This window comes from Capnocytophaga sp. oral taxon 902, from assembly GCF_013394735.1.
GTDB lineage: Bacteria > Bacteroidota > Bacteroidia > Flavobacteriales > Flavobacteriaceae > Capnocytophaga > Capnocytophaga ochracea.
Window position 1 is genome coordinate 2,466,747 of the sequence record NZ_CP058261.1, and the last position, 21,002, is coordinate 2,487,748.

The window sequence follows — 21,002 nt, forward strand, 5'->3', positions numbered from 1 at the left end:
CTTGAAAGCGCGCAAAGATAAAACATTCCTTTTAGAAAAGCAAAAACATTGCCATTATTCTTCTGTCAGTTAGTTTCAGACATTTTGTCACGTAGTTAAAAATGCGGAGGTGCGAGCCGCACGAGCAGGTGTAATTAGTAAATTAGTAAATTTGATAATTAGCAAATGAGAAATGAAGGGTGAAAAGTTTTTAGAGAAGGGGAATAAGATTGAAAATCAAAGGCTATTTGAAGCTAAGACGAATAAAAGACGGTATGAGTTGCACGGGCAGATGAATGAAGGAAAAACGAACAATGAACGAAGAAAAGACGAACGATAGACGAAGAAATGACGAATGATGAACGAAGGAAAGACGAACAATGAACGAAGAAAAGACGAACAATAAACGAACAATAAACGAACAATGAACGAACAATGAACGAACAATGAATGAAGAAAGAACGAATGATGAACGAATGATGAACGAACAATGAACGAAGGTAAGGCGAAGTTATCTAAACGATACGATATTAGGCAAGCGTTGAGAAAAGCTGTGTAGCCTGAAATCGTCGTTGGTAACGCCTGTAAATTTGAAGATATTGTTACCTGTACCTGGGATATTAGGATAATACCCAAAGGAGAATTGTATGGCTCCAAAGGGAAAATAGTCGTTGGAGATATAAAAACCTATGGAAACCTTAGAGTATACTTCTGTTTTTAGAAAGGCAGTGTTTTCCCTACCTATAAAACCTATATCGGCTGAGAGAAACGGGCTAAACCTAAAACCTATCAGCTGAAAAGGAGCATATACTTGCGTTTGTGAGGTGAGAATAAGTTTGCGTGTGCCGTATACTTCACGACTACTAAAGCCTAAGATACCATTAGATTCATTTAAGTTGATCCTGTCTCGCTGGTATACATTTCGGTTAAAACCTACTACAAATGAGGAACGCAAGAACTGACGAAAATGCCAATCGCCTATGTCGAACAATTTACTGAAATAGGTACCTTCACCTTTTAGCACAGTTTCTTTGTTCGTGCCGTCCTTGAAGAAAGTGCCTACCTCAAAATTGATAGAATGGTAACCTCGCTTGGTATAGTTTGCTTCAGCAAAGCCTATACCGAGATAGGACAAAGTAGCGTAGTTCTTCCGCAGTATCCCTGAGGTGAGAAACAAAGAGCGTCCTATTCCTACGTCCTCGATATCGCCGTTGCGAAATATATAGCGGTCTTTCACAAAGCCTGTACTATTGAGACTGAATTGAGTGAGATATAGGTTCTCGTTGCCGTAATATTGCTCGGGGTCTATCTCGGGAGAAGGTTTCTCGTAATAATTTATATTGCGAAAACGCCCAGCTATGATAAAGTTATTGATGCGCTTATTTTCTACTTTTTTGAGGGGCTTTACCCAACTACCAAAAGCATCGAAGGTGCGTGTCATTAGGATAGGAATATAGATAGAGTCGCGATAACTAATACCTTCGTCTTCATATCGGTATTCGTAATAACCTAAGCGCCCCGACCAGCGTGCCAAAGGTGAATACAGTGGTCGCTCTACCTGTATGCTCTTTGAAAAATAGTTCTCGTAATCGGAATAATAACCGGTTCGCACATTGATGTAAGTGTTTTTGATGTTCCTCACCACATAGTTAAAACCTTTGCCATTGTTCCCGATTCCTGAAAAGTATTGTTGATAGGTGAGCGAGAGTTCGTGTCCTATCCCAAAGAGATTTTGCTCGGTAAGTCGTGTCCAGCCTCTACTGCCTGCCAAGTCGCCGTCGACGTATATAGACCAGCTATCGAGCACATTCACTTGCACATCTACTGAATCGGAGGTTTGACTCACAGGGATAGCACACACTTGTGCCCTACGGATATACCGCTGATTGCGCAATACACGTTCGGTTTCACTCAGCAAAAGGGTGTCTAAGGGCTTGTCTTTTTTAAACAGAAGAAACTTTCGTACCGTGCTTTCGCGGGTTTTCACGTGAAGTGCATTACCAAAACGCTCCAAACGAGTGTTAGGTACTTTGCTTAAATCTTTCTCGTCAAACCCAAAAGGGTCTAAGGTAGTAATAACGATATTTCTAATGATTTTCCCTTGATAAGAAGGGGCTTTTTTAGGAGTAACGGTAGAGGTGCTTGTACCTTCGTATGTCTTTTCCTCAATTATAATAAAGTTATTGAGATTTTTAGTGAGCTTATATTTGCTAAAGAAGTTTCTGATTCTCTCATAAAATACTCTGTTTTTAGCTTCTCTTTCAGGTGAAATGCCTTCTAATAGCGAGTCTTTTACCTTTAAAGTATCTATTTCTTGAGAAAGAAGATAATTCATTCCCAAGAGAAAGAGTGCTATAAGAGTAAAGGTTTTTCTCATTTCCTTTTTTGCTGAAAGAACTGTTTTAATAAGGCCGTAGCTTCCTGGCTTAAAATGCCGGTAACTACTTCGGTTTTTGGGTGTAGTTTGCCCCCCATTACGCTGTAACCTCTATGGGTATCGGGGGCAGCATAGACTAAACGCGATAATTGACTCCAATACAAAGCACCTGCACACATTGCACAAGGCTCTAACGTGAGGTACATAGTGCAACCTGTGAGGTATTTACCTCCCAAATAGTGAGCTGCCATAGTAATGGCTTGCATTTCGGCGTGTGCTGTCACATCGTTGAGGCGCTCGGTAAGGTTATGGGCTTTGGCGATAATTCTGTTATCAATGGTGATAATGGCTCCTACGGGAATCTCGTCTTCCTCGAAAGCTAATTGTGCTTCTTCTAAAGCCTTTTGCATAAAGTATTCGTCAGTATTCATTGAAATAAAAATTACTTTGGCAAAGTACAAAAACTTTGCCAAAGTAATGTTAAAAATACGGTTATAAGGTAATTATTTATTACCGCCAAAGAGGTTGCCAATACCTCCCATAATATTATCCATTACATTTCCGTCTTTGTTTTTGTCGAAGAAAGAGTTCATCATTTCACTGATGTTACCTCCTTTGCCTGATAAAAAGTTGGATATCATTGGGGTTAAGTTTTGGAAAATCTTGCTTACATTATCCAATGAAACACCTGTTTTCTCACTGATAGCTTTTAAGGTAGACGATTGCCCGTCTCCAGTGAGTTTGTTTAAAATCTCACTACCTTCGGCTTTGCCGAGCATCGATTTGAGTGAATCCATTACCGAGCTTACTTTATCGCTACCGATACCTGTTTTCTCGCTCAATCCTTTTACGAGTTGTTGAAGGTTATCACCTCCTAAAAAATCTAACATTCCTGCCATATAATAATTATTTAAATAAGGTTATAATTTGTGAGGCTAACTCAAAGCCTATACGGTTCTGAGCTTCGTTAGTAGCTGCCCCTATGTGTGGGGTAAGCGATACCTGAGGGTGCATTAACACTTGTATAGCGGGGTTGGGTTCGTTTTCAAATACATCTAAACCTGCGAAAGCTACTTTGCCACTATCTAAGGCTTCTATAAGGGCTACTTCATTTAAAGCGCCTCCACGTGCTAAATTGATGACTCCTACACCATCTTTCATCAAGGCAAACTCTTTTGCATCGAGTATATAACCTCCTTCTGCTGGGCTGTTGTTGAGAGTGATAAAATCAGCTTTTGCCAGTAGGTGTTCTTTTTCTACGGTTTTGATAGTGAAAGGCAAGGTTTGTCCGTCGAAAAAGTCGAGGGTTATTACTGCCTCAGATACTTTGGGGTCGTAAGCCATTACGTTCATACCTAAACCGATAGCAATGCGAGCTACCGCTTGTCCGCTACGCCCGAACCCTATAATGCCTATGGTTTTACCGCGCAATTCGGCGCCATTGTTATAGTTTTTTTTGAGTTCGTTAAACTGAGTGTCACCTTCCAAAGGCATATTGCGGTTGGCATCGTGTAGAAAGCGTACGCCACTGAAAAGGTGAGCAAAAACGAGCTCGGCTACCGAATTAGCCGAAGAGGCTGGGGTATTAATCACGTGTAGGTTTTTGCTTTTGGCGTGTGCCACATCTATATTGTCCATTCCTACGCCTCCTCTACCGATGAGTTTGAGTGACGGACAGCCATCGATGATATCTTTTCGCACTTGTGTAGCCGAACGCACTAAGAGCACATCGATTGCGTGTTTGTTTATATAGTCTATCAATTGGTTTTGAGCTACCTTAGTAGTGATAACTTCAAAACCTTCTTTTTCTAACGCTTCTTTTCCTGAATCGGAAATTCCATCGTTTGCAAGTATCTTTATCGCCATTATATTAATTTAATTAGTAAATTAGTGAATTAGCAAATTGCCAATTTCAATTATACCCTTCTCTGTACAACCTCAAAGATGCGTTCGCCATCGCATTTTAGGGTTTTGGAAGGGAACTTGAGAATGAGGGCATAGTCGTGAGTTGCCATAAGTATGGTTCGTCCTGAGGCGTTGATTTCTTTGAGAACTTGCATTACTTCTACACTGGTCTCGGGATCTAAGTTACCTGTGGGTTCATCGGCTAAGATGAGTTCGGGGTTGTTGAGCAAGGCACGTGCGATAGCTATGCGTTGTTGTTCGCCTCCTGATAGCTCGTGAGGGAACTTAAAACCTGTATTCTGCATTTTTACTTTTGCAAGTACCTCTTCTATGCGTTGTTGTATTTTTGCTTTATCAGTCCATCCGGTAGCTTTCAGCACAAAAGCGAGATTATCGTGCACGCTTCTATCGGTAAGCAGTTTGAAATCTTGGAATACGACTCCCAGTTTACGGCGGAGCAGAGGGATTTCGTCTTCGGTGAGTTTATTTAGGTTGAAACCTACGACTTTTCCTTGTCCTTTGGTAAGGGGCAAATCGCCGTAGAGCAACTTGATTAAGCTACTCTTTCCTGACCCTGTTTTGCCGATAAGGTACACTAATTCACCTTTCCCAATGGTGAGATTTACATTGGAGAGAATGAGGGTATTCTTCTGATATACTGATACTTCTTTTAAATCTAATACTGGTTCTTCCATTGATATAAGTTCAGTAAGGCAACTATTTTACCTTACAAAATTCCTGCAAAAGTAGAAAAATTATTTGGATAATGGAAATTTTTTGGAGAAAAAAGTGAAAAAAGGAGGTAAAATATAGATAGTAGACCCAATAATAGTTGGGTATGTGAATAAAATATGATAAGGTAAAGAGGATTTATTGAGTGATAAATAAAATATCGGAAAGTCTCGGAGAGAATCGGAAAGTATCGAAGATAGGGTTATGGTATAGTTAGCTTATAGAAAGCTTATAGGAAGCTTATACGAATCTTGGACGATTGGTATAGAAAGGGTATATAAGTAGTTAAGAATGAGGGATTAAGAGCGAAGGGTGAAGAGTTAAAAAGTGTTAATTAAGCGAAGGAAGAAGAGAGGAGAAACGAAAGGGTTAAAGAGAAAAGTGCATAGGAGGGCGAAGGTGATTTCAACTTTGCCAGAATCTCAAACTTTGGCAAAGTATGTGGGGATAGTAGATAATGTGAGTTTGAAGTAGAGAAGTGAGGCTTTACCTCAGAAATTAAACAAAATTGATTTCAAATTTAAAGCAAAATCAAGGATGTGCCTTGTAAAATGGCTATTCAAGATTTCATCTTATACAGAAGGTTGTAGCACGACAAACAGTTCTTTTTAGCCAAGAGAGTACCGCAAAAAGCGAGTGAATAAAGCGTTTTAATTGTATAGAAAAGATGTTTGTTAGAAAGCAAAAAAGCGAATGGTGTTTTTATATGAACAAAAAAAGTATTACTTTTGCCTCACGCAAAACAATTTATTGAGAATGAAAACAGAAGAAATTATAACCATTGCCAAACAAACTATCAGTGAAGAAGCTCAGGCTGTTGCTAAATTAGTAGACTATATAGATGACGATTTTACTAAATCGATTGAGTATATACTGCAATCGAAGGGGCGTGTGGTGATTACGGGTATCGGGAAGAGTGCTATTATTGCTAATAAAATAGTGGCGACAATGAATTCTACCGGTACACCTGCTATCTTTATGCACGCTGCTGATGCGATTCACGGTGACTTGGGCATCATACAACAGGACGATGTGGTGATATGCATTTCAAAAAGTGGTAATACGCCCGAAATAAAAGTATTGGTACCATTGCTCAAGCGCGGTAATAACAAATTGATAGCGATTACTTCTAACAGAAATTCGGTTTTAGCCCAACAGGCTAATAGTGTGCTTTATGCTTACGTAGAGAAAGAGGCTTGCCCTAATAACTTAGCTCCGACGACTAGCACTACCGCTCAGTTGGTTTTGGGTGATGCCTTAGCGGTGTGTTTGCTTGAAATGAAGCATTTTGGTAGCAGTGATTTTGCTAAATATCACCCCGGTGGAGCATTAGGGAAACGCTTGTATTTGAAAGTGGCTGACATTGTAGTGCACAACCAAAAACCCGAAGTGGCTCCGAATACTGATATTAAGAAGGTGATTGTGGAAATATCGGAAAAGATGTTGGGGGTAGCTGCTGTGATTGATAATGGACGAATTGTGGGGGTAGTGACTGATGGGGATATCCGCAGAATGCTCAGTAAAACGGATAGTATAAAGGGATTGGTGGCTAAAGATATAATGAGTGCTAACCCTAAGACGATTGACTTGGAGAGTTTGGCTATTGATGCGTTACACCTAATGGAGAAGAATAAAATTACGCAGTTATTGGTAACGCGTGAAGGGCAATACGAGGGGATTATACACTTGCATAATTTGATACAAGAAGGTTTAATATAGATTTTAAGAAAGGTGAGGGAGTTGTGATAATTATTCATTGTCAGGTATTTGGATATTATTTTCTAAAAAATATTGCAGATTATTTGGTCAGGTAAAATAATTGTAGTACTTTTGCACCTCGAATTAAAAATTAATCATTTTATTTATGAATCAATACGAAACTGTTTTCATTTTGAATCCCGTTTTATCTGATACACAGATAAAGGAAGCAGTAGAAAAGTTTGAGAATTTTCTTACTTCAAGGGGTGCAGAATTTGTAGCAAAAGAGAATTGGGGCTTGAAGAAATTAGCTTACCCAATCCAGAACAAGAAAAGCGGATTTTACCACCTCTTCGAGTTTAAAGTAGCTGGTGAAGTAATTGATGCTTTTGAATTGGAATTCCGTCGTGATGAGCGCGTGATGCGTTACTTGACTGTGAAATTAGATAAGCACGCCATTGAGTGGGCTGAAAAGAGAAGAGCAAAGTTAAACACTAAAAAAGCGTAAGAAAATGGCAGTAGAACAAAAAAAAGGAGATATCAAATATCTTACTCCGCTAAACATCGACACTTCAAAACAAAAGAAATATTGTCGTTTTAAAAAATCAGGTATTAAATACATTGATTACAAAGATGCTGACTTCCTCTTGAAGTTTGTAAACGAACAAGGTAAGTTGTTACCTCGTCGTCTTACAGGTACTTCATTGAAGTTCCAACGCAAGGTGGCTACCGCTGTGAAGAGAGCACGCCACTTGGCATTAATGCCTTATGTAGCCGATTTATTAAAATAATAACAGGAGTAGAAACTATGGAAATTATACTAAAACAAGACGTACATAATTTAGGTTTTAAGGACGATGTCGTTACAGTAAAGAACGGCTACGGACGTAATTACCTCATTCCGCAAGGATTTGCAATTTTGGCTACTCCCTCAGCAAAAAAGGTATTAGCTGAAAATTTAAAACAGAAAGCTTACAAAGAGCAACACATTATTGATGAGGCTAAGAAAACAGCTCAAGCACTTTCGTCATTGGTGGTAAAAATTATTGCCAAAGTAGGTGCTGGAGATAAGCTTTTTGGGTCAATTAATAATGGTGATTTGGCACAAGAATTAGCCAAAGCGGGTCACGATATTGATAAGAAATTTATTTCTATCGCTGGTAACACTCTCAAACGTGCTGGGAAATACAATGCTTCTATCCGTTTACACCGTGAAGTAATTGTTGATTTTCCATTTGAAATTGTAGCAGAAGTAGCAAAAGTAGAGGCAAAACCTGCAGAAAAGGCTGAAGAGCTCAAAGCGGAAATTGCTACTGAGCAACCTGCTGGAAACTAATAAATTATAAGGATTTAAATAGTTCATATCAATTATAATTTTTGATACCTATAAGGGAAATTTGCCTTTGTAGGTATTTTTTTTACAATAAAATTTTTGTATATTAAAAATAATGTGTACTTTTGTACCAATTTTAGCAGAATCTCAAAAAATACTATGGAATCCAAAATTAATACAATAGGTCTAACAATATGGGGTTACAAGCAGGGATGCAAGGTGTTAGCCTCACAAGGAGTTAACTTTCAGCTGCAAGAAGTAAAGGACAGATTGAAAGATATCAGTGCCTTTATACGCATACACACCCCGCGTGTAGATTTTTACACATTGCAGTTTAGCAATAGTTACAAGATATACACACAATACCGTTCCTCAAAAGAAGTGAATGGACAGAGCGGTGTGTATATAGCCATTTCATTGTATATACCACATTTTTTACAATGGAGAGGGGTACGACAAGTATTGAACTTGTTAATGGATATGTACTTTGCAGAGCATATCAATTACGAGAACAATATTCCGTTACTCAATGAAAAAGAGGATATATTCCCATATTTTAATCTTCTGAGAGGGTATGAAAAGCAGTTGGTAGAGGAACCAGTAACGGCTTCTTTCGCATTAGACCAAAGCTATATGCCTAAGGTTTTCCCTTATATGGATATTTATGAGGTAGATAAGTACTTCAATATGCCTTACCGTCCTGAGTTTGAGAAATACCAAGACCTTGTGTTCTTGCGTAAAGAATTCGTGGAAGACCCCCGAGCTTATAGTATTGACTTTCTCTTTCCAGAATACGCGATACCTAGAACAAGTACCTCTACTTTCCAAACAACCTATGCAGGAGGAAGTAGTGGAGCTTCTCGGTTTGTGCCTTCTAATGCTAATATTAAGATATTAGCTTTTATGAAGAATGGTAAAGACGTGGGAGCTACCTATATGAACGAAGTCTTCTCGGACGATGATACTATTGAAGTGCTTCTTGAAAAATCTAGATACCACGAGATGTTCTCTTATCACGATACGATTAAGAAAGCAATAAAAAGAGGTTATATCAAGAAAGTACAAAACAATTATACTTTTGATTTAATTCCGTTTGCTCCAAAAGAGTTTAAGGTGTACGTGGAAACTCCTCAACGAGAGTTTGAGAAATACATTTCGTTCTTATCATTAGAGAGTACGACTTTTAAAGCTAAGCTATACTCTAATACAAAGGGATATTACTTTTTACTAAAAGGAGATGAGGCACGTAATGTATTCAACCTTAGTTACAATGGTATTGTTTTCAAGAGTAACTATATGGTAGATGATAGGGTGGCCTTATCAGTACCTTTTGAGAAATATCAGTTTACGATTATTTCGAGCACTATAACTTCAGTATCTCTAAAAATCAATGGTATTCTATTCAGTAAAAACTTGCGCAGTGATTCGCCTGTAGAGATTGTTTTACCTGAGAACTTATACCATTTTGAATTTGAAAATCAAGATACAGGAAGAGTTATTAGTATATCGAAGAGCGGAGAGGTTAATTTTGATAGAGCTAAAGGTGCTTACAATCCACAAATGATTGCCTCAGAGAGTCCTGAGTTTTCTAATGGTTTATCAGTAGTAAACAGAGGAGTTGCTACCACTGAACGAGGCGAAGCGATAGAGATGAACACTAAGTCTCGTGCGTTTTGGATAAAGATTGCTTCGGCAGTTGCTTTTGTTTTAATATTAGTAGGTGTAGGCTATTGGTTTATTTTCCCGATGCTTAAAAATCCTGTGAAGGCTTATGTAGCAATCAATTCGGAGAGTGAAATAGACGAAATGCACTTCTTAACCAATATAGATGAGCGCACTTACGAGATTGAGGATTCTTATATTAGGTTAAAAAAGAGCTTGCCTATCGCTGAGACAAAATTGGTTGTTAGCTTCAAAGAAGAGGGGAAAGACACCTTGTTATTAAGTGAAGAACAACTCAATAAGTTAGCTAAAATGGTGGAAGCAAATAGCAAAGATACTCTTAAAATAGATTTGATTTCGCCTGCAATGGCATTTCTTTTGGATGTGAATAATTGGAAAGAAACTCACGCAGACCCTAAGGGAAGTCTTTTTATAGCAGAAGCTCAAAAGCGCAATTTCCTTACAGATAAATTACGACCTGAGTTTGAAAAAGCCGTATGGGAAAACTTCTTAAAGGATTTTGATTATTCTGCTTATAATGGCGAACAAGTAGATAGCCTTTTACGTCCTTATTTAAAAGGAGGTAGTTCTGAATTAAAGTCTTATCAAACAGATTTACAAAGAATAATTAGAGAAAGTAAAGCACGTGACCAAGTGGAAGTAGCTGTAGAAAGACCTAAGAGAGAAGAACAGCCTGCTACCAGACCTGAAGCAACTGTTGTTAATAGAAATGAAAATACAGTAGGAAGAACACCTAAAACAGTTACCCCTTCTCACAATACTGAAAGACCTGTAACTATAAGTGAGCCACGTGATCCTAAAACAGTGAAACGAGGAGAAAATACTACTCGACCTATCGCTAAAAATGTATCGCTTACAGAAACCTTTGTTACAGATATGAAACGCTTTAATTCACAGGCTTGTTCTGAAGAAGTTGTAGATAGAGTGAAAATGAATTTAAAACGTTTGGAAGGCAATGATTGGAGTGTGGTAATGTTTGAATTTAACCAAGGTAGAAGAGAGATAGAGGAACGTGCGAACCAATATAGTATGTTCTTTACAGCACTTAAAAATGGTACTTCTATTGACCAAGTTAAACCTTCTTACTTTGGAGGACAGACTAGCTTGATTAATTACCTTAAAAAAGGAACCAATTACGAATTGGTAAAAGGGAAGGCTAATCTCAAAACTTTTGCTGATATTCGCCAAGCTATTGTGAATATGGGGGTAGACCCCAAAACAATTCGCTAAGAGATATTGCCTTTTATCTTAAAATACTATACTTATGTTAGAAGTTTTCAACAACCTCGAAACTTTACTTAAAGGCTTTTGGTTAGTAACTATTCCATTTGTAGAACAATTATAATTATAAGATAAATAATAAAAACTAAGGCGTCATCAATTTGGTGACGCCTTAGTTTTTATTACGTATTGATAGACCGAATAGCTTGTTCTAAGTTCTTCGCTAATCCAAACAGATAGTTGAACTGTTCTCCATAGAATTGTGTCTCTCGCATTGAGATAGGTGAAGAGGTATCTGTATTTTGAGGAGTGTTTATTATTTCTCTAATGGACTGATTAAATTGTTCAATAGACGTTTTATAATCAGTTTGAGCAGTAGCCGTAGGTTCAACAAGTAACGTCAAACAGTGTTGCAAGGCTGCTATAAGACTCTCAATTGCCTCGTTGAATACCGATTTAGGGAAGGTTACTTTCTTGCTGTTCAACCTAATGCCAAACGAAGCCACAGAGGCTAAGAAGGCTTGCTGTATTACAATAATTCCGTATACTGATGGATTTTTGTACTGCATAAACTTTGGCTCTTGTAACATTCGTTGGAAGGTGGTATTTAGGTTTGAGAGTGCTAACACAGCTTCTTTGCGCGATACTTTATAGGCAGTGGTAATCCCTTCTCCGGTGTTAAAAATCTCCTTTACTTGCTGTAAGTAACCGATATTAGCTTTTACTGATTTGGTGACCGCTTCCCTATAAGTATTGTGTTCCCACGTGGGCAAAATGAGATAATTCCCTGCAAACGATAGCCCAACACCTATAACGGTATCCAATAGGCGGTCATAAATAAGGCTGTAAACATTAGGTGTAATCAGTGCAAAAATAAATATCGCACTGATAGTGATGAATATAGAGGCGTACATATAGTTCTCCTGAATCAACCCAAAAGCAATAGGCATACACAAAATAGCGACATAGAGGTACAAGCTAGGGTAGGGGAGTAGGTAAATTACTGCAAACGAGGCAACCCCACCAATCATAGTGCCATAAACCCTGCTGAGTGAGCGCTCTTGGGTAATCCCAAAACCAGGGCGCATAATAATGAAGATGGTAAGGATAATCCAGTAGGCATTGTTGATAGGGAATATATCACCTATGAGGTAACCCAAAAATACCACTATAGATAGACGCATTGCGTGCCTAAAAAAGGTAGATTTTAAAGATATATGGTCTTTGAGCCGTCGCCACGAGTAGTTTTGGTAACTCACAAACTTGCGATAAGTACTCTCATCGCGTACCCCTGCATCGTTGCTATAATAGTTCTCAAAAATATGTCGGATATTTTCAATAGAATGATATTGACTTTCTATATAAATATAAAAATTTCGCAACAGCAAAGCGCGTTCTTTATCTTCTTCCGATACTTCTGAAAGTGCTTTCAAGGCTTCGTTCTTCTCTTTGGTTTGCGTTAATAAGTCTTTTAAACAGTTGTCTAATTGTATCTTTTTGCGTGACCCAATGTATTCGGACATTTGTTGTAGCTGTCTCGATAGCTCTTTGAGGAAATCTACATAAGTTTGTAAATATTCACGATGCTCGGCAAAAGCCTTGTCCACTTTCTCATATTGTACGGGGTTGGCTAAAGCTAGCTCGAAGATATCCACTAGCTCTATAAACATCAAAAATTGGCGTTGCAGGTAATCGGTTTTACCTGATTTGCTCCGTGAATCAAGTACGGCTTCGCGGAGCTTTTCATATTTTTCATTGAGGCTTGTTTGCAGGTTGATGAGCTTTTTGAGTCCCTCGCTTCTGTCTTTGGCGATGAGTAAATCAGCTCTTACCGAAAAAAACTCTGCCGTAAGAGCAAAGCACTTCCCTAACAGCTGTTCACTGTACAAACGCGGACGTATTTTTAGGAATATATACACTAATACACTGTACCACAAACCTCCTAATAACACACAACCACTGTACAAAACAATACCCCACCCTGTTTGCAAGTGGGCTAAAGTAGAGGCTATCTCAAATAATCCCGCGAAAGCTACCATTGTAGCGCGATGTCCGTATAACGAAATATAAGCGTTTCCGAAGGTGAGTAGAAATATGGTAGGCAGTAATAAGTATTCGTAAGGAGCCGTGAGATTTATTAAAACACAACTGAGAATCGCTAATAGCGTTGCTATTAAAAGACCTCCGTAAAGGTGTTTTTGATTCCCTGGAATATCACTGGGCGAAATCGCAATCACACTCAAAGCTATAGGTATGCCAATATCCATTAGGTCAAAGCAATAGCCCAACCCTAAGGGAATAAGCACCGCAATGGTTTTGAGGCACCCTTTGAAGAAAGAAAAACTTTTAAAGAATGATATGATGGAGGTATACATTTTTTACATATATTTGCGGGCAAAATTACAAAACTAATGGCAAATAACCATCTGATAACTGAAATATTAAAGGCAGGAAAGATAATTCTATACCCCACCGATACCGTTTGGGGTTTGGGGTGCGATGCTACAAATCCTAAAGCGGTAGCTAAAATTTTCCAAATAAAACAACGCAGTGAGAGCAAAAGCCTCATCATTTTAGTGAGTGATACAGTGATGTTACAGCACTATGTAACTGATATACCTCCTAAGGTGCTTACCTATCTTCAAACCTTGCAAGAGCCTACCACTATTATTTATAGTCACCCTTTGCATTTGGCTAAGAATGTGATAGCTGCTGATAATACAGTAGCCATTAGGGTCGTACAAGATGTGTTCTGCCAACAGATGATTGCCGATTTTGGCAAACCCATAGTCTCTACTTCTGCTAATATCAGTGGAGAGCCAACACCTTTGTATTACCAACTCATTAATCCCCAAATTATTGCGCAATGTGATTATGTAGTACCTTACCGTCAAGACGATACCCAAATAAAAAATCCCTCACGTCTGATTAGGTTTGATACAGACGGAGAGATTCAAATATTAAGATAAATAGTAAGTTACTCTACTATTTTCACAGGTGTTCCGTTATCTATATTAATTTGTCCACTGGTAATCACTTCTTCACCAACAGTAAGTCCGCTGATGATTTCTACCTTATCACCAAAGTTGCGACCGCTTTTCACATTTGCCATTTCAGCTTTAAGCACCTCCTGACCTTTAGCATTTTTGCTACTTACTATTTTGAAAATTTTATTTTGGCTCACACTACCCACGAAAGCAGAATGAGGTACTACAAGAGCTGTAACCTCATCATTACCACTGCCAAACTGTGCAGTCGCATACATTCCCGCTTTTAGCTTTTTGTCTTTGTTGGCTACCAATATTTCTACGGGGAATTTGAGAGCTCCATTAGATTTCGGTGCGATAAAAATAATCTTTCCGTCTACTAATTCTGAGGAAGTACTAGGTTTTATTTTGATGACTTCACCCACTTTTAGTTCTCCTACTTGACTTTCATCTACGGTAATTTTCAATTTCAAATTGTCGATATTTACCACGTTGAATAACGTCTGTCCGGCACTTACAAGTGTTCCTTCTTCTACCTCTTTGCTAGTTACAATCCCGTTAATTTTACTACGCACCGCTGTATCACCCGATACGATAGCTGCCGAATTGTAGTTCGCTTGGGCGTTTTTGAGTTGCAAGCGCGCTTGTTCCAATTGTTGAGCCGTAACTCCTCCTGTTTGGTAAGCACTTTCAAAGCGCTTTAAATCCGATTTTGCAGTTTCGAGTACCGCTTTGGCATTGTCTAACTGCACATTGGTTCTGTCGGCTTTTGTTTGCGCCAATACTTGCCCTGCTCTCACAAAATCACCCTCTTTTACGTAAATTTTTATGACTTGTCCTCCTACTTCTGAAGATACATTTAGGTCTTGTTCCGCTACAAAAGTACCGTTAGCCGTAAAAAGGTCGGCTACTTTTTCTTCTGTTACTTTGGCAGCACGCACGGCTACTTGGGCTTCTTTTTGGGCTACAATAGCCACCTCTTCAGCATTTTTCTGTTTGTTAGAATATAGGCGGAGCCCCATTAATCCTACAAGGACTATTATGATAACTGTAGTAATTATTTTTTTCATTTTTCTTAAATTACTGTATTAAGTGTTCTAAATCGGGGGCAAAGGTATAACAAAAAACTTAATAAACAAAAAAAGTTTCCATATTTTTATCTTCATTCACTTTTTTCTCATTCTTCATTGGGTTGTTTTATTTGCTATTAAATGAAGTGAACGCTCACTCTATCAAGGTAATTGATGTCTAATAAAGAAGAAGCTCCCCCTACTGTATGAGTATCACTTTTGTAAACACTACACTGCAAATAGTCGAGGTCGTTAAACAGAAGCATTCGTTTTCCATCAGGAGCGCGAAGGTCGAGAGGAACACTAAAATCAATAAATTCGCTGTATTGGTTATAAATCTTTTTGAAAGTATACATATTAAAGATAACCTCAAAAGCTCTATTCTGCCTTATTTCTTCAAATAATTTCCTACTGATATTGCTCACCGCATTGCCATAGTGGTCAATATAAATAATCGTACCGTAAACGAAACGTTTATCAGCAGATATCTCTGGTTTAAAATGAGTAGCCTCTAAATACGTATCGGTTTTCTTGCCTATTTTGTTAAGGGGGATATTTTCGCATATTTTCTTGGCAATCAAAGGGAATGAATACAGCGTAGGGAAAAGTTCAGTGCTTTGTTCGCCTTTTATTTCATACAGTTCAGCGTTCTTTTTATCTTCTGCTAAAAGATGAAAAATACCGTTATCAGCCCCGATAAAATAATGCCCGTTCAGTTTCATTACCATATGCCTTTTCTCAGGAGTGCGCTCCGCATCTACTCCTATGATATGTATACTCCCTTTTGGGTAATGTACATAAGCATTCTTTAAGATGAAGGCAGCTTGAAACACATCAAAAGGTGATATCAAATGCGAGATATCTACCACGCAAGCTTCGGGGCACTTACTATAAATAGCACCCTTTACAGCTCCCACCGAGTAATCTCGTAAACCAAAATCAGTAGTTAATGTAATGATTTTCATTCCTTTTGTTATAATGATATCAAGTTTAAAACAGCATAAATATATAAGTATGAAGTTAACATACCTCCTTTAAATCTGCAATAATCAATCCTTAAGCTTTCCCCGATTATCCTTCATCATTTCTTCGTCATTTGTTTGCCCTTCCTTCGTCATTTGTTTATCTGCCCGTGTGGCTCGCACCGTCATTTGTTCGTTCTTTCTCCATCTGCTCGTGCGGCTCGCACCGTTTTTTGTTCGTTTTTTGTTCGTCTTTTGTTCGTCTTTTGTTCGTCTTTTGTTCGTCTTTTGTTCGTCTTTTGTTCGTCTTTTGTTCGTCTTTTGTTCGTCTTTTGTTCGTCTTTTGTTCGTCTTTTGTTCGTCTTTTGTTCGTCTTTTGTTCGTCTTTTGTTCGTCTTTTGTTCGTCTTTTCTTCGTTAATTGTTTATCTGTCTGTGCCGCTCGCACCTGCCTGTCGTGCTACGACTACCCGTGCGGCTCGCACCGTCTTTCCTATAAGCTTTCTATAAGCTTCTCCCAAATTAACCATTAATCATTAACCATTATCTTTTACCTCCAATCTCACTCCCTTTAATTCTTCAATTTGTTGTAATAGCCTATGAATAATCTCCAACCCAGCCATATTCACATCAAGGTCGTAATGCCAATTAGTAAAACGTTCAAAAGCCGAAAGCTGGTCGTAATGCAGATAAGTAGTGTTGTCAATCACTTCCGTTTCTATAAGTCCGCTTGATTCTAAATCGTCAAAGAATGTGATTTCTATATTGTACAAACGAACGATGTCTTCTCTTGAAATTCTATCTTTCATAATTATGAATTTTTAAGTTGTTCAAATAATGCTTTTTGTTGTTCCGTAAGATTTTTAGGCAATTGTACTTGATACGTTACAAAAAGGTCGCCAAATGAGCCTTCTTGCTTGTACACAGGAAAACCTTTACCTTTTAAGCGCACCGTAGTGCCATTTTGTGTCTCAGGAGCTACTTTCATTTTCACTTTACCACTGAGGGTATCTATCTGTACTTCGCCTCCTAGCATAGCTGTATATAGGTCGATATTTACAGTAGTTTTCAAATCGTTGCCATTGCGTTCAAACTGAGCGTCGGGTTCAATATGGAAAGTGATATACAAATCACCGTTAGGTCCTCCGTTATATCCTTCGTATCCGTGACCCTTTAGCTTAATTTGCAACCCTTCATATACCCCCGCAGGTACTGTAATACGTATATTCTTGCCGTTCACCGTAAAAGTACGTTGCTGAGCAGTTGCCACTTCTCGCAGTGGTAGCGACATATCCGCAAAAATATCCTGTCCTTTAAACTTACCTGAGGCACTACCGTAACCTCTACCAAATCCCGAAGTCCGTCCGCCGAACATATCTCTGAAGAAATCAGAATAGTCTCCCTCAGAGTAGTTACCTCCGCCAAAGCCTTCAAATCCTCCAAAACCACCTTGGGAGCGTTGCTGTTGTTGGGCTTTTTCGTACTCTTCTCCGTATTTCCAGTGTTCGCCATACTTGTCGTATTTAGCACGGTTTTCAGGATTGCTAAGTACTTCGTTAGCCTCGTTAATCTCTTTAAATTTCTGCTCTGCCGTCTTATCGTTGGGGTTCATATCAGGGTGATACTTGCGCGCCAACTTGCGGTAAGCCTTCTTTATATCGTCTTGGGTAGCAGTTTTTTCTACCCCTAAGGTTTTATAGTAATCTATCATCTCTAATAATTTAACAGTCGCAAAGATACTACTTTATTTGATATATTTTGTATACAAATGATAAAAAAATAGGAAGAGATGGACTTATCTCTTCCTACGATTGTGTTTTTGCTTAGGTTCTAAGGCAAGCGTTGGTACAAGCAACAGTGGTGTAACTTATTGTACACTTCGTCGTCAGCGCGTTCTTTGCCTGCGTCGTGTCCTACTTTGGCAATGGCTTTTTGTACATCGCTTTCGCTACATTTGCGTTCGTCAAAAATAAGGGTCATATTCCCACTCTTGATGTTCCAATTAGCGCTCTTTACGCCTTTTACACTGTAAGCTGCTTTTTCTATGCGCGCTTTGCACTGTTCACAATTGCCTCCTACGGTAAACTCTACTTTCTTGTTTTTGTTAGGTGCTTGTTGAGCACTTGCGGTAGTGAGTCCAAAGAAACTCAAAGCTATCCATAATAAAATACGTGTTTTCATTCTGAAAAATACTTATTAGTTGTTCGTTTTTAGTCATTAATCGTTAGCTTTCTAACCACTAACGATTATTTGCTAATTATAGAATTTTAAATCTTAGTCCTGCGTAATACATCTGTCCGAAAGCAGGAGCGTACTGCATAGTACTATCAAAATACGCACCAAAAGGGTCGTTGGCAGCCAAAATTCCGTTCTCTTGTTTATAATTGGTGATATTTTCACCGCCTACATATATCTCAAAAGTCTTAGAGAATACTTTGGTGATTTGGGCATTGAGTGTAGCAAATGAGGGAGCGTAATCGTTAAGCCTATAAGCCACTGGGTTCGTAGCCGTAGTAGGTAAGCGTTGTTCTCCTAACCAATTGAAAGTTACATCAAACTTCCATTGCGAATGGTTGTTCTCGTGACGCTCGGGAGTCTCGTAAGCTACATTGGCAAACCAACGGTGTTTTGGAGTAAGGGTCTTCTCCAATTGTCCTTTGGTAAACTGTGTTTGCACATCGTAATACTTGTAGGCTGCTTTAAAGTCCAAACCTTTGACAGGTGTGATGCTGAACTCAGCTTGTAAAGAGTTAGCAAAGCTATTACCATTCAGGTTATAAAACAAGGCTTGTTGGGGTGAGTTATCCAAATCTACTACTACTTGATTGTCAAAATCAGTGCGGTAGAAGTCTATAGAGAACTCAGCGTTCTTGCCCAATACTTTAAACGCTTGCAAAAAGCTCACGCCGTAATTCCAAGCGATTTCAGGGTTCAAACCGTAGAGCTTACCACCATTACTTCCTACGATAGTAAACTCTCGTGCAGAAGCCAAGAGCTGTTGGTTCTCAGCAATCACATTAGCAGCTCGTTTGCCTCGTCCTGCCGATACTCTAAAAGTAGCTTGCTTCCAAGGATTGTAACGCACGTGTAAGCGTGGAGTGATAAAGTTTCCTAAGTGATTATGACTGTCGGCGCGTACCCCTGCCACAAAACTGAAGTTGCTTAAATTGTCGTAAGTGTATTCAAAGAAGGCACCTACCGAGCGGTCTACACGTGAAAAATCCCCTGTGAGAGCTCTAGTACTAAGCATCTCGTTGTAATCGTCGTAAGTACCGTTGAGCCCTGTGGCAAACTTGTGCTTGGTATTGGTGATGATGGAGTTGTATATCAAGTTGCCATACCAACTTTTTTGGTGTATATCATAGCGATTCAAACCAAAGTAGGAATCCTGCTTGTGCGATTGAAAAGAGTTCTGTAAGCCTATGCTCTTATAAGGCGTATCAGGAAATACATACCCTATTTTGTTAGATGCGCTGAGGCGTTCGGAGTTTACCTCACTGCCCCAAGCATTCGTAGTTCCTTTGTCAGTCAGCGGATTAAAGCGCAATTCACCTGCCTGGCGCTCATCTTTCATATAATGGAGGTTCAAAAAGCCTACCCAACCCTTTTGAGCATCGGCGTATTGCCAACGATTCAACAAGTTGATTTGGTTACCTATCGGGTTATCTATAAAACCATCGTGATTGTGGTCAGCTTTTTGCTGACGCACATTGCCGTGAGCAAAGAGGGTAGTTGCCCATTTATCAGAGAGCTTTTTATTGGTATGGGCGTTGATTTCGTAGCGGTTATCCTCCGATGCGTATAAGTTCAAGAAAAAAGGAATGGCACTGATAGGTTTCTCTATTTCATAATTGATTTGCCCCGAAATACTTTCATACCCGTTAATCACACTCCCTGCTCCTTTGGTAATCTGGATACTCTCAATCCACGTACCAGGCACAAATGAGAGTCCGTAGGCTTGCGAAGCTCCGCGCATCGTAGGAATATTCTCCTCTGCCATTAATATGTACGGACTGGTCAAACCTAACATCTTTATCTGTTTGTTACCCGTAACAGCGTCTGAGAAGTTCACATCAATCGACGGATTGGTAGAAAAACTCTCCGATAGGTTGCAACAAGCGGCTTTCAGCAGTTCCCCACTGCTCATTGTGTGCACATCGGCTACTTGCCACTGCGATTTCATTGTATTAGCACGTTTGTAGCTTACTACTACCTCTTCTAAAGTAGTTTCAGGCTCTAACTGAATGTGTAAGGGTGTGTTACCGCTTACTTTCACAGTTTTCTTTTTATACCCTACATAGCTTACTACTAAAGTAGAACTTCCCTCAGGTCGTTTTAAGGTAAAAGCTCCTTCGTTATCAGTAGAAGTCCCTATTTGGGTACCTTCCCAATATACATCAGCACCTATAAGTGGCGTCTTGTTTTCATCGATTACAGACCCTTTGCTAAAATTTTGAGCAAAGAGCGACAAGGGCAACAATAGCCCTAATAAAAAGATATATTTTTTGTACATTATTGTTCTGTTTTATTCAGTTCAGGAATTAGAATTTAAGGATTAGAAAACAGAGGTAAAGGAGTTTACCTCTTACCTTTTATCTTTTACCTGTTACTTGAATAAAACACTCTCTGGCAGTACAATTCGTACAGAGGCGGAGCATTCAGCTGTGTAAAGAAATCAGTAGTGATAGATTTCTTTACCGTCTCAGTAATGCTTACCTCCTCTAATATGGGTAGGGTAGGGGTAGCTATTACAAAGAGCTGTAATTGCAACTCCAATACCTTTACTACCGATGTACTATCAGAAATAGAAGAAGTGATAGATGTGTCGTCACAACATTTTTTATGTGAAGTTTCTGTTTCGTTCTCATCGTCATCTGAAGCACAACAAGAGTCCATTGTAGTACAGTCTTCCTCTTCTTCACTTGCAGAAGTAGGGTACTCTAAGGACACTGACGATAAGGTTTCTTTGCAATAATGAAAAGTAATCGCCCACCCTGAATTGGAGAACAGGATAAGCGCTGATAATAATATGTTGATAAGTTTTCTTTTCATTGCG

20 protein-coding genes are annotated in these 21,002 nt (G+C 38.9%); 6 read left to right on the plus strand and 14 right to left on the minus strand.

The features are described 5' to 3' along the window. Positions 1-490 precede the first annotated feature (490 nt). The 5 genes from HW278_RS10560 to HW278_RS10580 form a co-directional block, all read right to left on the minus strand. A complete protein-coding gene (locus HW278_RS10560; RefSeq protein WP_178977780.1) occupies positions 491-2,356 on the minus strand; it encodes a hypothetical protein in 1,866 nt (621 codons plus the stop codon). Beyond that, entirely contained in the window at positions 2,353-2,787 is a 435-nt protein-coding gene (locus tag HW278_RS10565; protein WP_034554431.1) for a nucleoside deaminase, read from the minus strand. The genes HW278_RS10560 and HW278_RS10565 overlap by 4 nt, the downstream gene beginning before the upstream one ends. Before the next feature lie 72 nt (positions 2,788-2,859). Beyond that, a complete protein-coding gene (locus HW278_RS10570; protein WP_178977781.1) occupies positions 2,860-3,255 on the minus strand; it encodes a DUF937 domain-containing protein in 396 nt (131 codons plus the stop codon). Positions 3,256-3,262: 7 nt separating this feature from the next. Beyond that, on the minus strand, positions 3,263-4,222 hold the full coding sequence (locus HW278_RS10575) for a D-2-hydroxyacid dehydrogenase (RefSeq protein ID WP_178977782.1): 960 nt from the start codon (positions 4,220-4,222) through the stop codon (positions 3,263-3,265). A gap of 50 nt (positions 4,223-4,272) precedes the next feature. Beyond that, positions 4,273-4,956 (minus strand): cell division ATP-binding protein FtsE, encoded by a 684-nt coding sequence (locus HW278_RS10580; protein ID WP_009418270.1) that lies wholly within the window; start codon positions 4,954-4,956, stop codon positions 4,273-4,275. A 793-nt stretch (positions 4,957-5,749) separates the two neighbouring features. On the opposite strand from HW278_RS10580, the gene HW278_RS10585 reads away from it, so the two are divergent. The 5 genes from HW278_RS10585 (at position 5,750) to HW278_RS10605 (ending at position 10,937) form a co-directional block, all read left to right on the plus strand. Further along, the gene (locus HW278_RS10585; protein WP_178977783.1) at positions 5,750-6,712 is read left to right on the plus strand and encodes an SIS domain-containing protein; all 963 of its coding nucleotides are present in this window, start codon (positions 5,750-5,752) and stop codon (positions 6,710-6,712) included. A gap of 145 nt (positions 6,713-6,857) precedes the next feature. Next, a complete protein-coding gene (gene rpsF, locus HW278_RS10590) occupies positions 6,858-7,199 on the plus strand; it encodes a 30S ribosomal protein S6 (RefSeq protein ID WP_002671370.1) in 342 nt (113 codons plus the stop codon). Between the two features lie 4 nt (positions 7,200-7,203). After that, positions 7,204-7,482 (plus strand): 30S ribosomal protein S18, encoded by a 279-nt coding sequence (gene rpsR / locus HW278_RS10595; RefSeq protein WP_002671374.1) that lies wholly within the window; start codon positions 7,204-7,206, stop codon positions 7,480-7,482. A gap of 17 nt (positions 7,483-7,499) precedes the next feature. After that, a complete protein-coding gene (rplI, locus tag HW278_RS10600) occupies positions 7,500-8,027 on the plus strand; it encodes a 50S ribosomal protein L9 (protein WP_178977784.1) in 528 nt (175 codons plus the stop codon). A 156-nt stretch (positions 8,028-8,183) separates the two neighbouring features. Continuing rightward, positions 8,184-10,937: a hypothetical protein gene (locus HW278_RS10605; protein ID WP_178977785.1), complete on the plus strand. Its 2,754-nt coding sequence runs from the start codon at positions 8,184-8,186 to the stop codon at positions 10,935-10,937. Positions 10,938-11,110: 173 nt separating this feature from the next. On the opposite strand, the gene HW278_RS10610 is transcribed toward HW278_RS10605, so the two are convergent. After that, positions 11,111-13,303: an FUSC family protein gene (locus HW278_RS10610; RefSeq protein ID WP_178977786.1), complete on the minus strand. Its 2,193-nt coding sequence runs from the start codon at positions 13,301-13,303 to the stop codon at positions 11,111-11,113. A gap of 36 nt (positions 13,304-13,339) precedes the next feature. Here HW278_RS10610 and HW278_RS10615 point away from each other — a divergent pair, with 36 nt between their 5' ends. After that, positions 13,340-13,897, plus strand: coding sequence for an L-threonylcarbamoyladenylate synthase (locus HW278_RS10615; protein ID WP_178958572.1), 558 nt, complete (start codon positions 13,340-13,342; stop codon positions 13,895-13,897). Between the two features lie 8 nt (positions 13,898-13,905). On the opposite strand, the gene HW278_RS10620 is transcribed toward HW278_RS10615, so the two are convergent. From HW278_RS10620 to HW278_RS10655, 8 genes are all read right to left on the minus strand, one after another. Beyond that, complete coding sequence (locus tag HW278_RS10620) at positions 13,906-14,985, minus strand: efflux RND transporter periplasmic adaptor subunit (protein ID WP_034554435.1); 1,080 nt, start codon at positions 14,983-14,985, stop codon at positions 13,906-13,908. A gap of 137 nt (positions 14,986-15,122) precedes the next feature. Beyond that, on the minus strand, positions 15,123-15,950 hold the full coding sequence (locus HW278_RS10625) for an S-adenosyl-l-methionine hydroxide adenosyltransferase family protein (RefSeq protein ID WP_178977787.1): 828 nt from the start codon (positions 15,948-15,950) through the stop codon (positions 15,123-15,125). Between the two features lie 84 nt (positions 15,951-16,034). Next, the gene (locus tag HW278_RS10630) at positions 16,035-16,394 is read right to left on the minus strand and encodes a hypothetical protein (protein WP_178977788.1); all 360 of its coding nucleotides are present in this window, start codon (positions 16,392-16,394) and stop codon (positions 16,035-16,037) included. Positions 16,395-16,482: 88 nt separating this feature from the next. Continuing rightward, positions 16,483-16,755, minus strand: coding sequence for a chaperone modulator CbpM (locus HW278_RS10635; RefSeq protein ID WP_009422326.1), 273 nt, complete (start codon positions 16,753-16,755; stop codon positions 16,483-16,485). Between the two features lie 2 nt (positions 16,756-16,757). Continuing rightward, complete coding sequence (locus HW278_RS10640) at positions 16,758-17,657, minus strand: DnaJ C-terminal domain-containing protein (protein WP_009422336.1); 900 nt, start codon at positions 17,655-17,657, stop codon at positions 16,758-16,760. 119 nt (positions 17,658-17,776) lie between these two features. After that, on the minus strand, positions 17,777-18,127 hold the full coding sequence (locus HW278_RS10645) for a heavy-metal-associated domain-containing protein (protein WP_178977789.1): 351 nt from the start codon (positions 18,125-18,127) through the stop codon (positions 17,777-17,779). A gap of 76 nt (positions 18,128-18,203) precedes the next feature. Continuing rightward, entirely contained in the window at positions 18,204-20,459 is a 2,256-nt protein-coding gene (locus tag HW278_RS10650; RefSeq protein ID WP_178977790.1) for a TonB-dependent receptor, read from the minus strand. Between the two features lie 86 nt (positions 20,460-20,545). After that, a complete protein-coding gene (locus HW278_RS10655) occupies positions 20,546-20,998 on the minus strand; it encodes an HYC_CC_PP family protein (protein ID WP_178977791.1) in 453 nt (150 codons plus the stop codon). Positions 20,999-21,002: the final 4 nt, after the last annotated feature.

Excerpts from the sequence above, each read along its gene's own strand:
- HW278_RS10575 (WP_178977782.1), bottom strand. The coding sequence starts at position 4,222 with ATGGCGATAAAGATACTTGCAAACGATGGAATTTCCGATTCAGGAAAA.
- HW278_RS10645 (WP_178977789.1), bottom strand. The coding sequence starts at position 18,127 with ATGAAAACACGTATTTTATTATGGATAGCTTTGAGTTTCTTTGGACTC.
- HW278_RS10580 (WP_009418270.1), bottom strand. The coding sequence starts at position 4,956 with ATGGAAGAACCAGTATTAGATTTAAAAGAAGTATCAGTATATCAGAAG.
- rpsF (WP_002671370.1), top strand. The coding sequence starts at position 6,858 with ATGAATCAATACGAAACTGTTTTCATTTTGAATCCCGTTTTATCTGAT.
- HW278_RS10635 (WP_009422326.1), bottom strand. The coding sequence starts at position 16,755 with ATGAAAGATAGAATTTCAAGAGAAGACATCGTTCGTTTGTACAATATA.
- HW278_RS10640 (WP_009422336.1), bottom strand. The coding sequence starts at position 17,657 with ATGATAGATTACTATAAAACCTTAGGGGTAGAAAAAACTGCTACCCAA.
- HW278_RS10570 (WP_178977781.1), bottom strand. The coding sequence starts at position 3,255 with ATGGCAGGAATGTTAGATTTTTTAGGAGGTGATAACCTTCAACAACTC.
- HW278_RS10655 (WP_178977791.1), bottom strand. The coding sequence starts at position 20,998 with ATGAAAAGAAAACTTATCAACATATTATTATCAGCGCTTATCCTGTTC.
- rplI (WP_178977784.1), top strand. The coding sequence starts at position 7,500 with ATGGAAATTATACTAAAACAAGACGTACATAATTTAGGTTTTAAGGAC.
- HW278_RS10585 (WP_178977783.1), top strand. The coding sequence starts at position 5,750 with ATGAAAACAGAAGAAATTATAACCATTGCCAAACAAACTATCAGTGAA.
- rpsR (WP_002671374.1), top strand. The coding sequence starts at position 7,204 with ATGGCAGTAGAACAAAAAAAAGGAGATATCAAATATCTTACTCCGCTA.
- HW278_RS10615 (WP_178958572.1), top strand. The coding sequence starts at position 13,340 with ATGGCAAATAACCATCTGATAACTGAAATATTAAAGGCAGGAAAGATA.
- HW278_RS10565 (WP_034554431.1), bottom strand. The coding sequence starts at position 2,787 with ATGAATACTGACGAATACTTTATGCAAAAGGCTTTAGAAGAAGCACAA.
- HW278_RS10620 (WP_034554435.1), bottom strand. The coding sequence starts at position 14,985 with ATGAAAAAAATAATTACTACAGTTATCATAATAGTCCTTGTAGGATTA.
- HW278_RS10610 (WP_178977786.1), bottom strand. The coding sequence starts at position 13,303 with ATGTATACCTCCATCATATCATTCTTTAAAAGTTTTTCTTTCTTCAAA.
- HW278_RS10605 (WP_178977785.1), top strand. The coding sequence starts at position 8,184 with ATGGAATCCAAAATTAATACAATAGGTCTAACAATATGGGGTTACAAG.
- HW278_RS10625 (WP_178977787.1), bottom strand. The coding sequence starts at position 15,950 with ATGAAAATCATTACATTAACTACTGATTTTGGTTTACGAGATTACTCG.
- HW278_RS10560 (WP_178977780.1), bottom strand. The coding sequence starts at position 2,356 with ATGAGAAAAACCTTTACTCTTATAGCACTCTTTCTCTTGGGAATGAAT.
- HW278_RS10650 (WP_178977790.1), bottom strand. The coding sequence starts at position 20,459 with ATGTACAAAAAATATATCTTTTTATTAGGGCTATTGTTGCCCTTGTCG.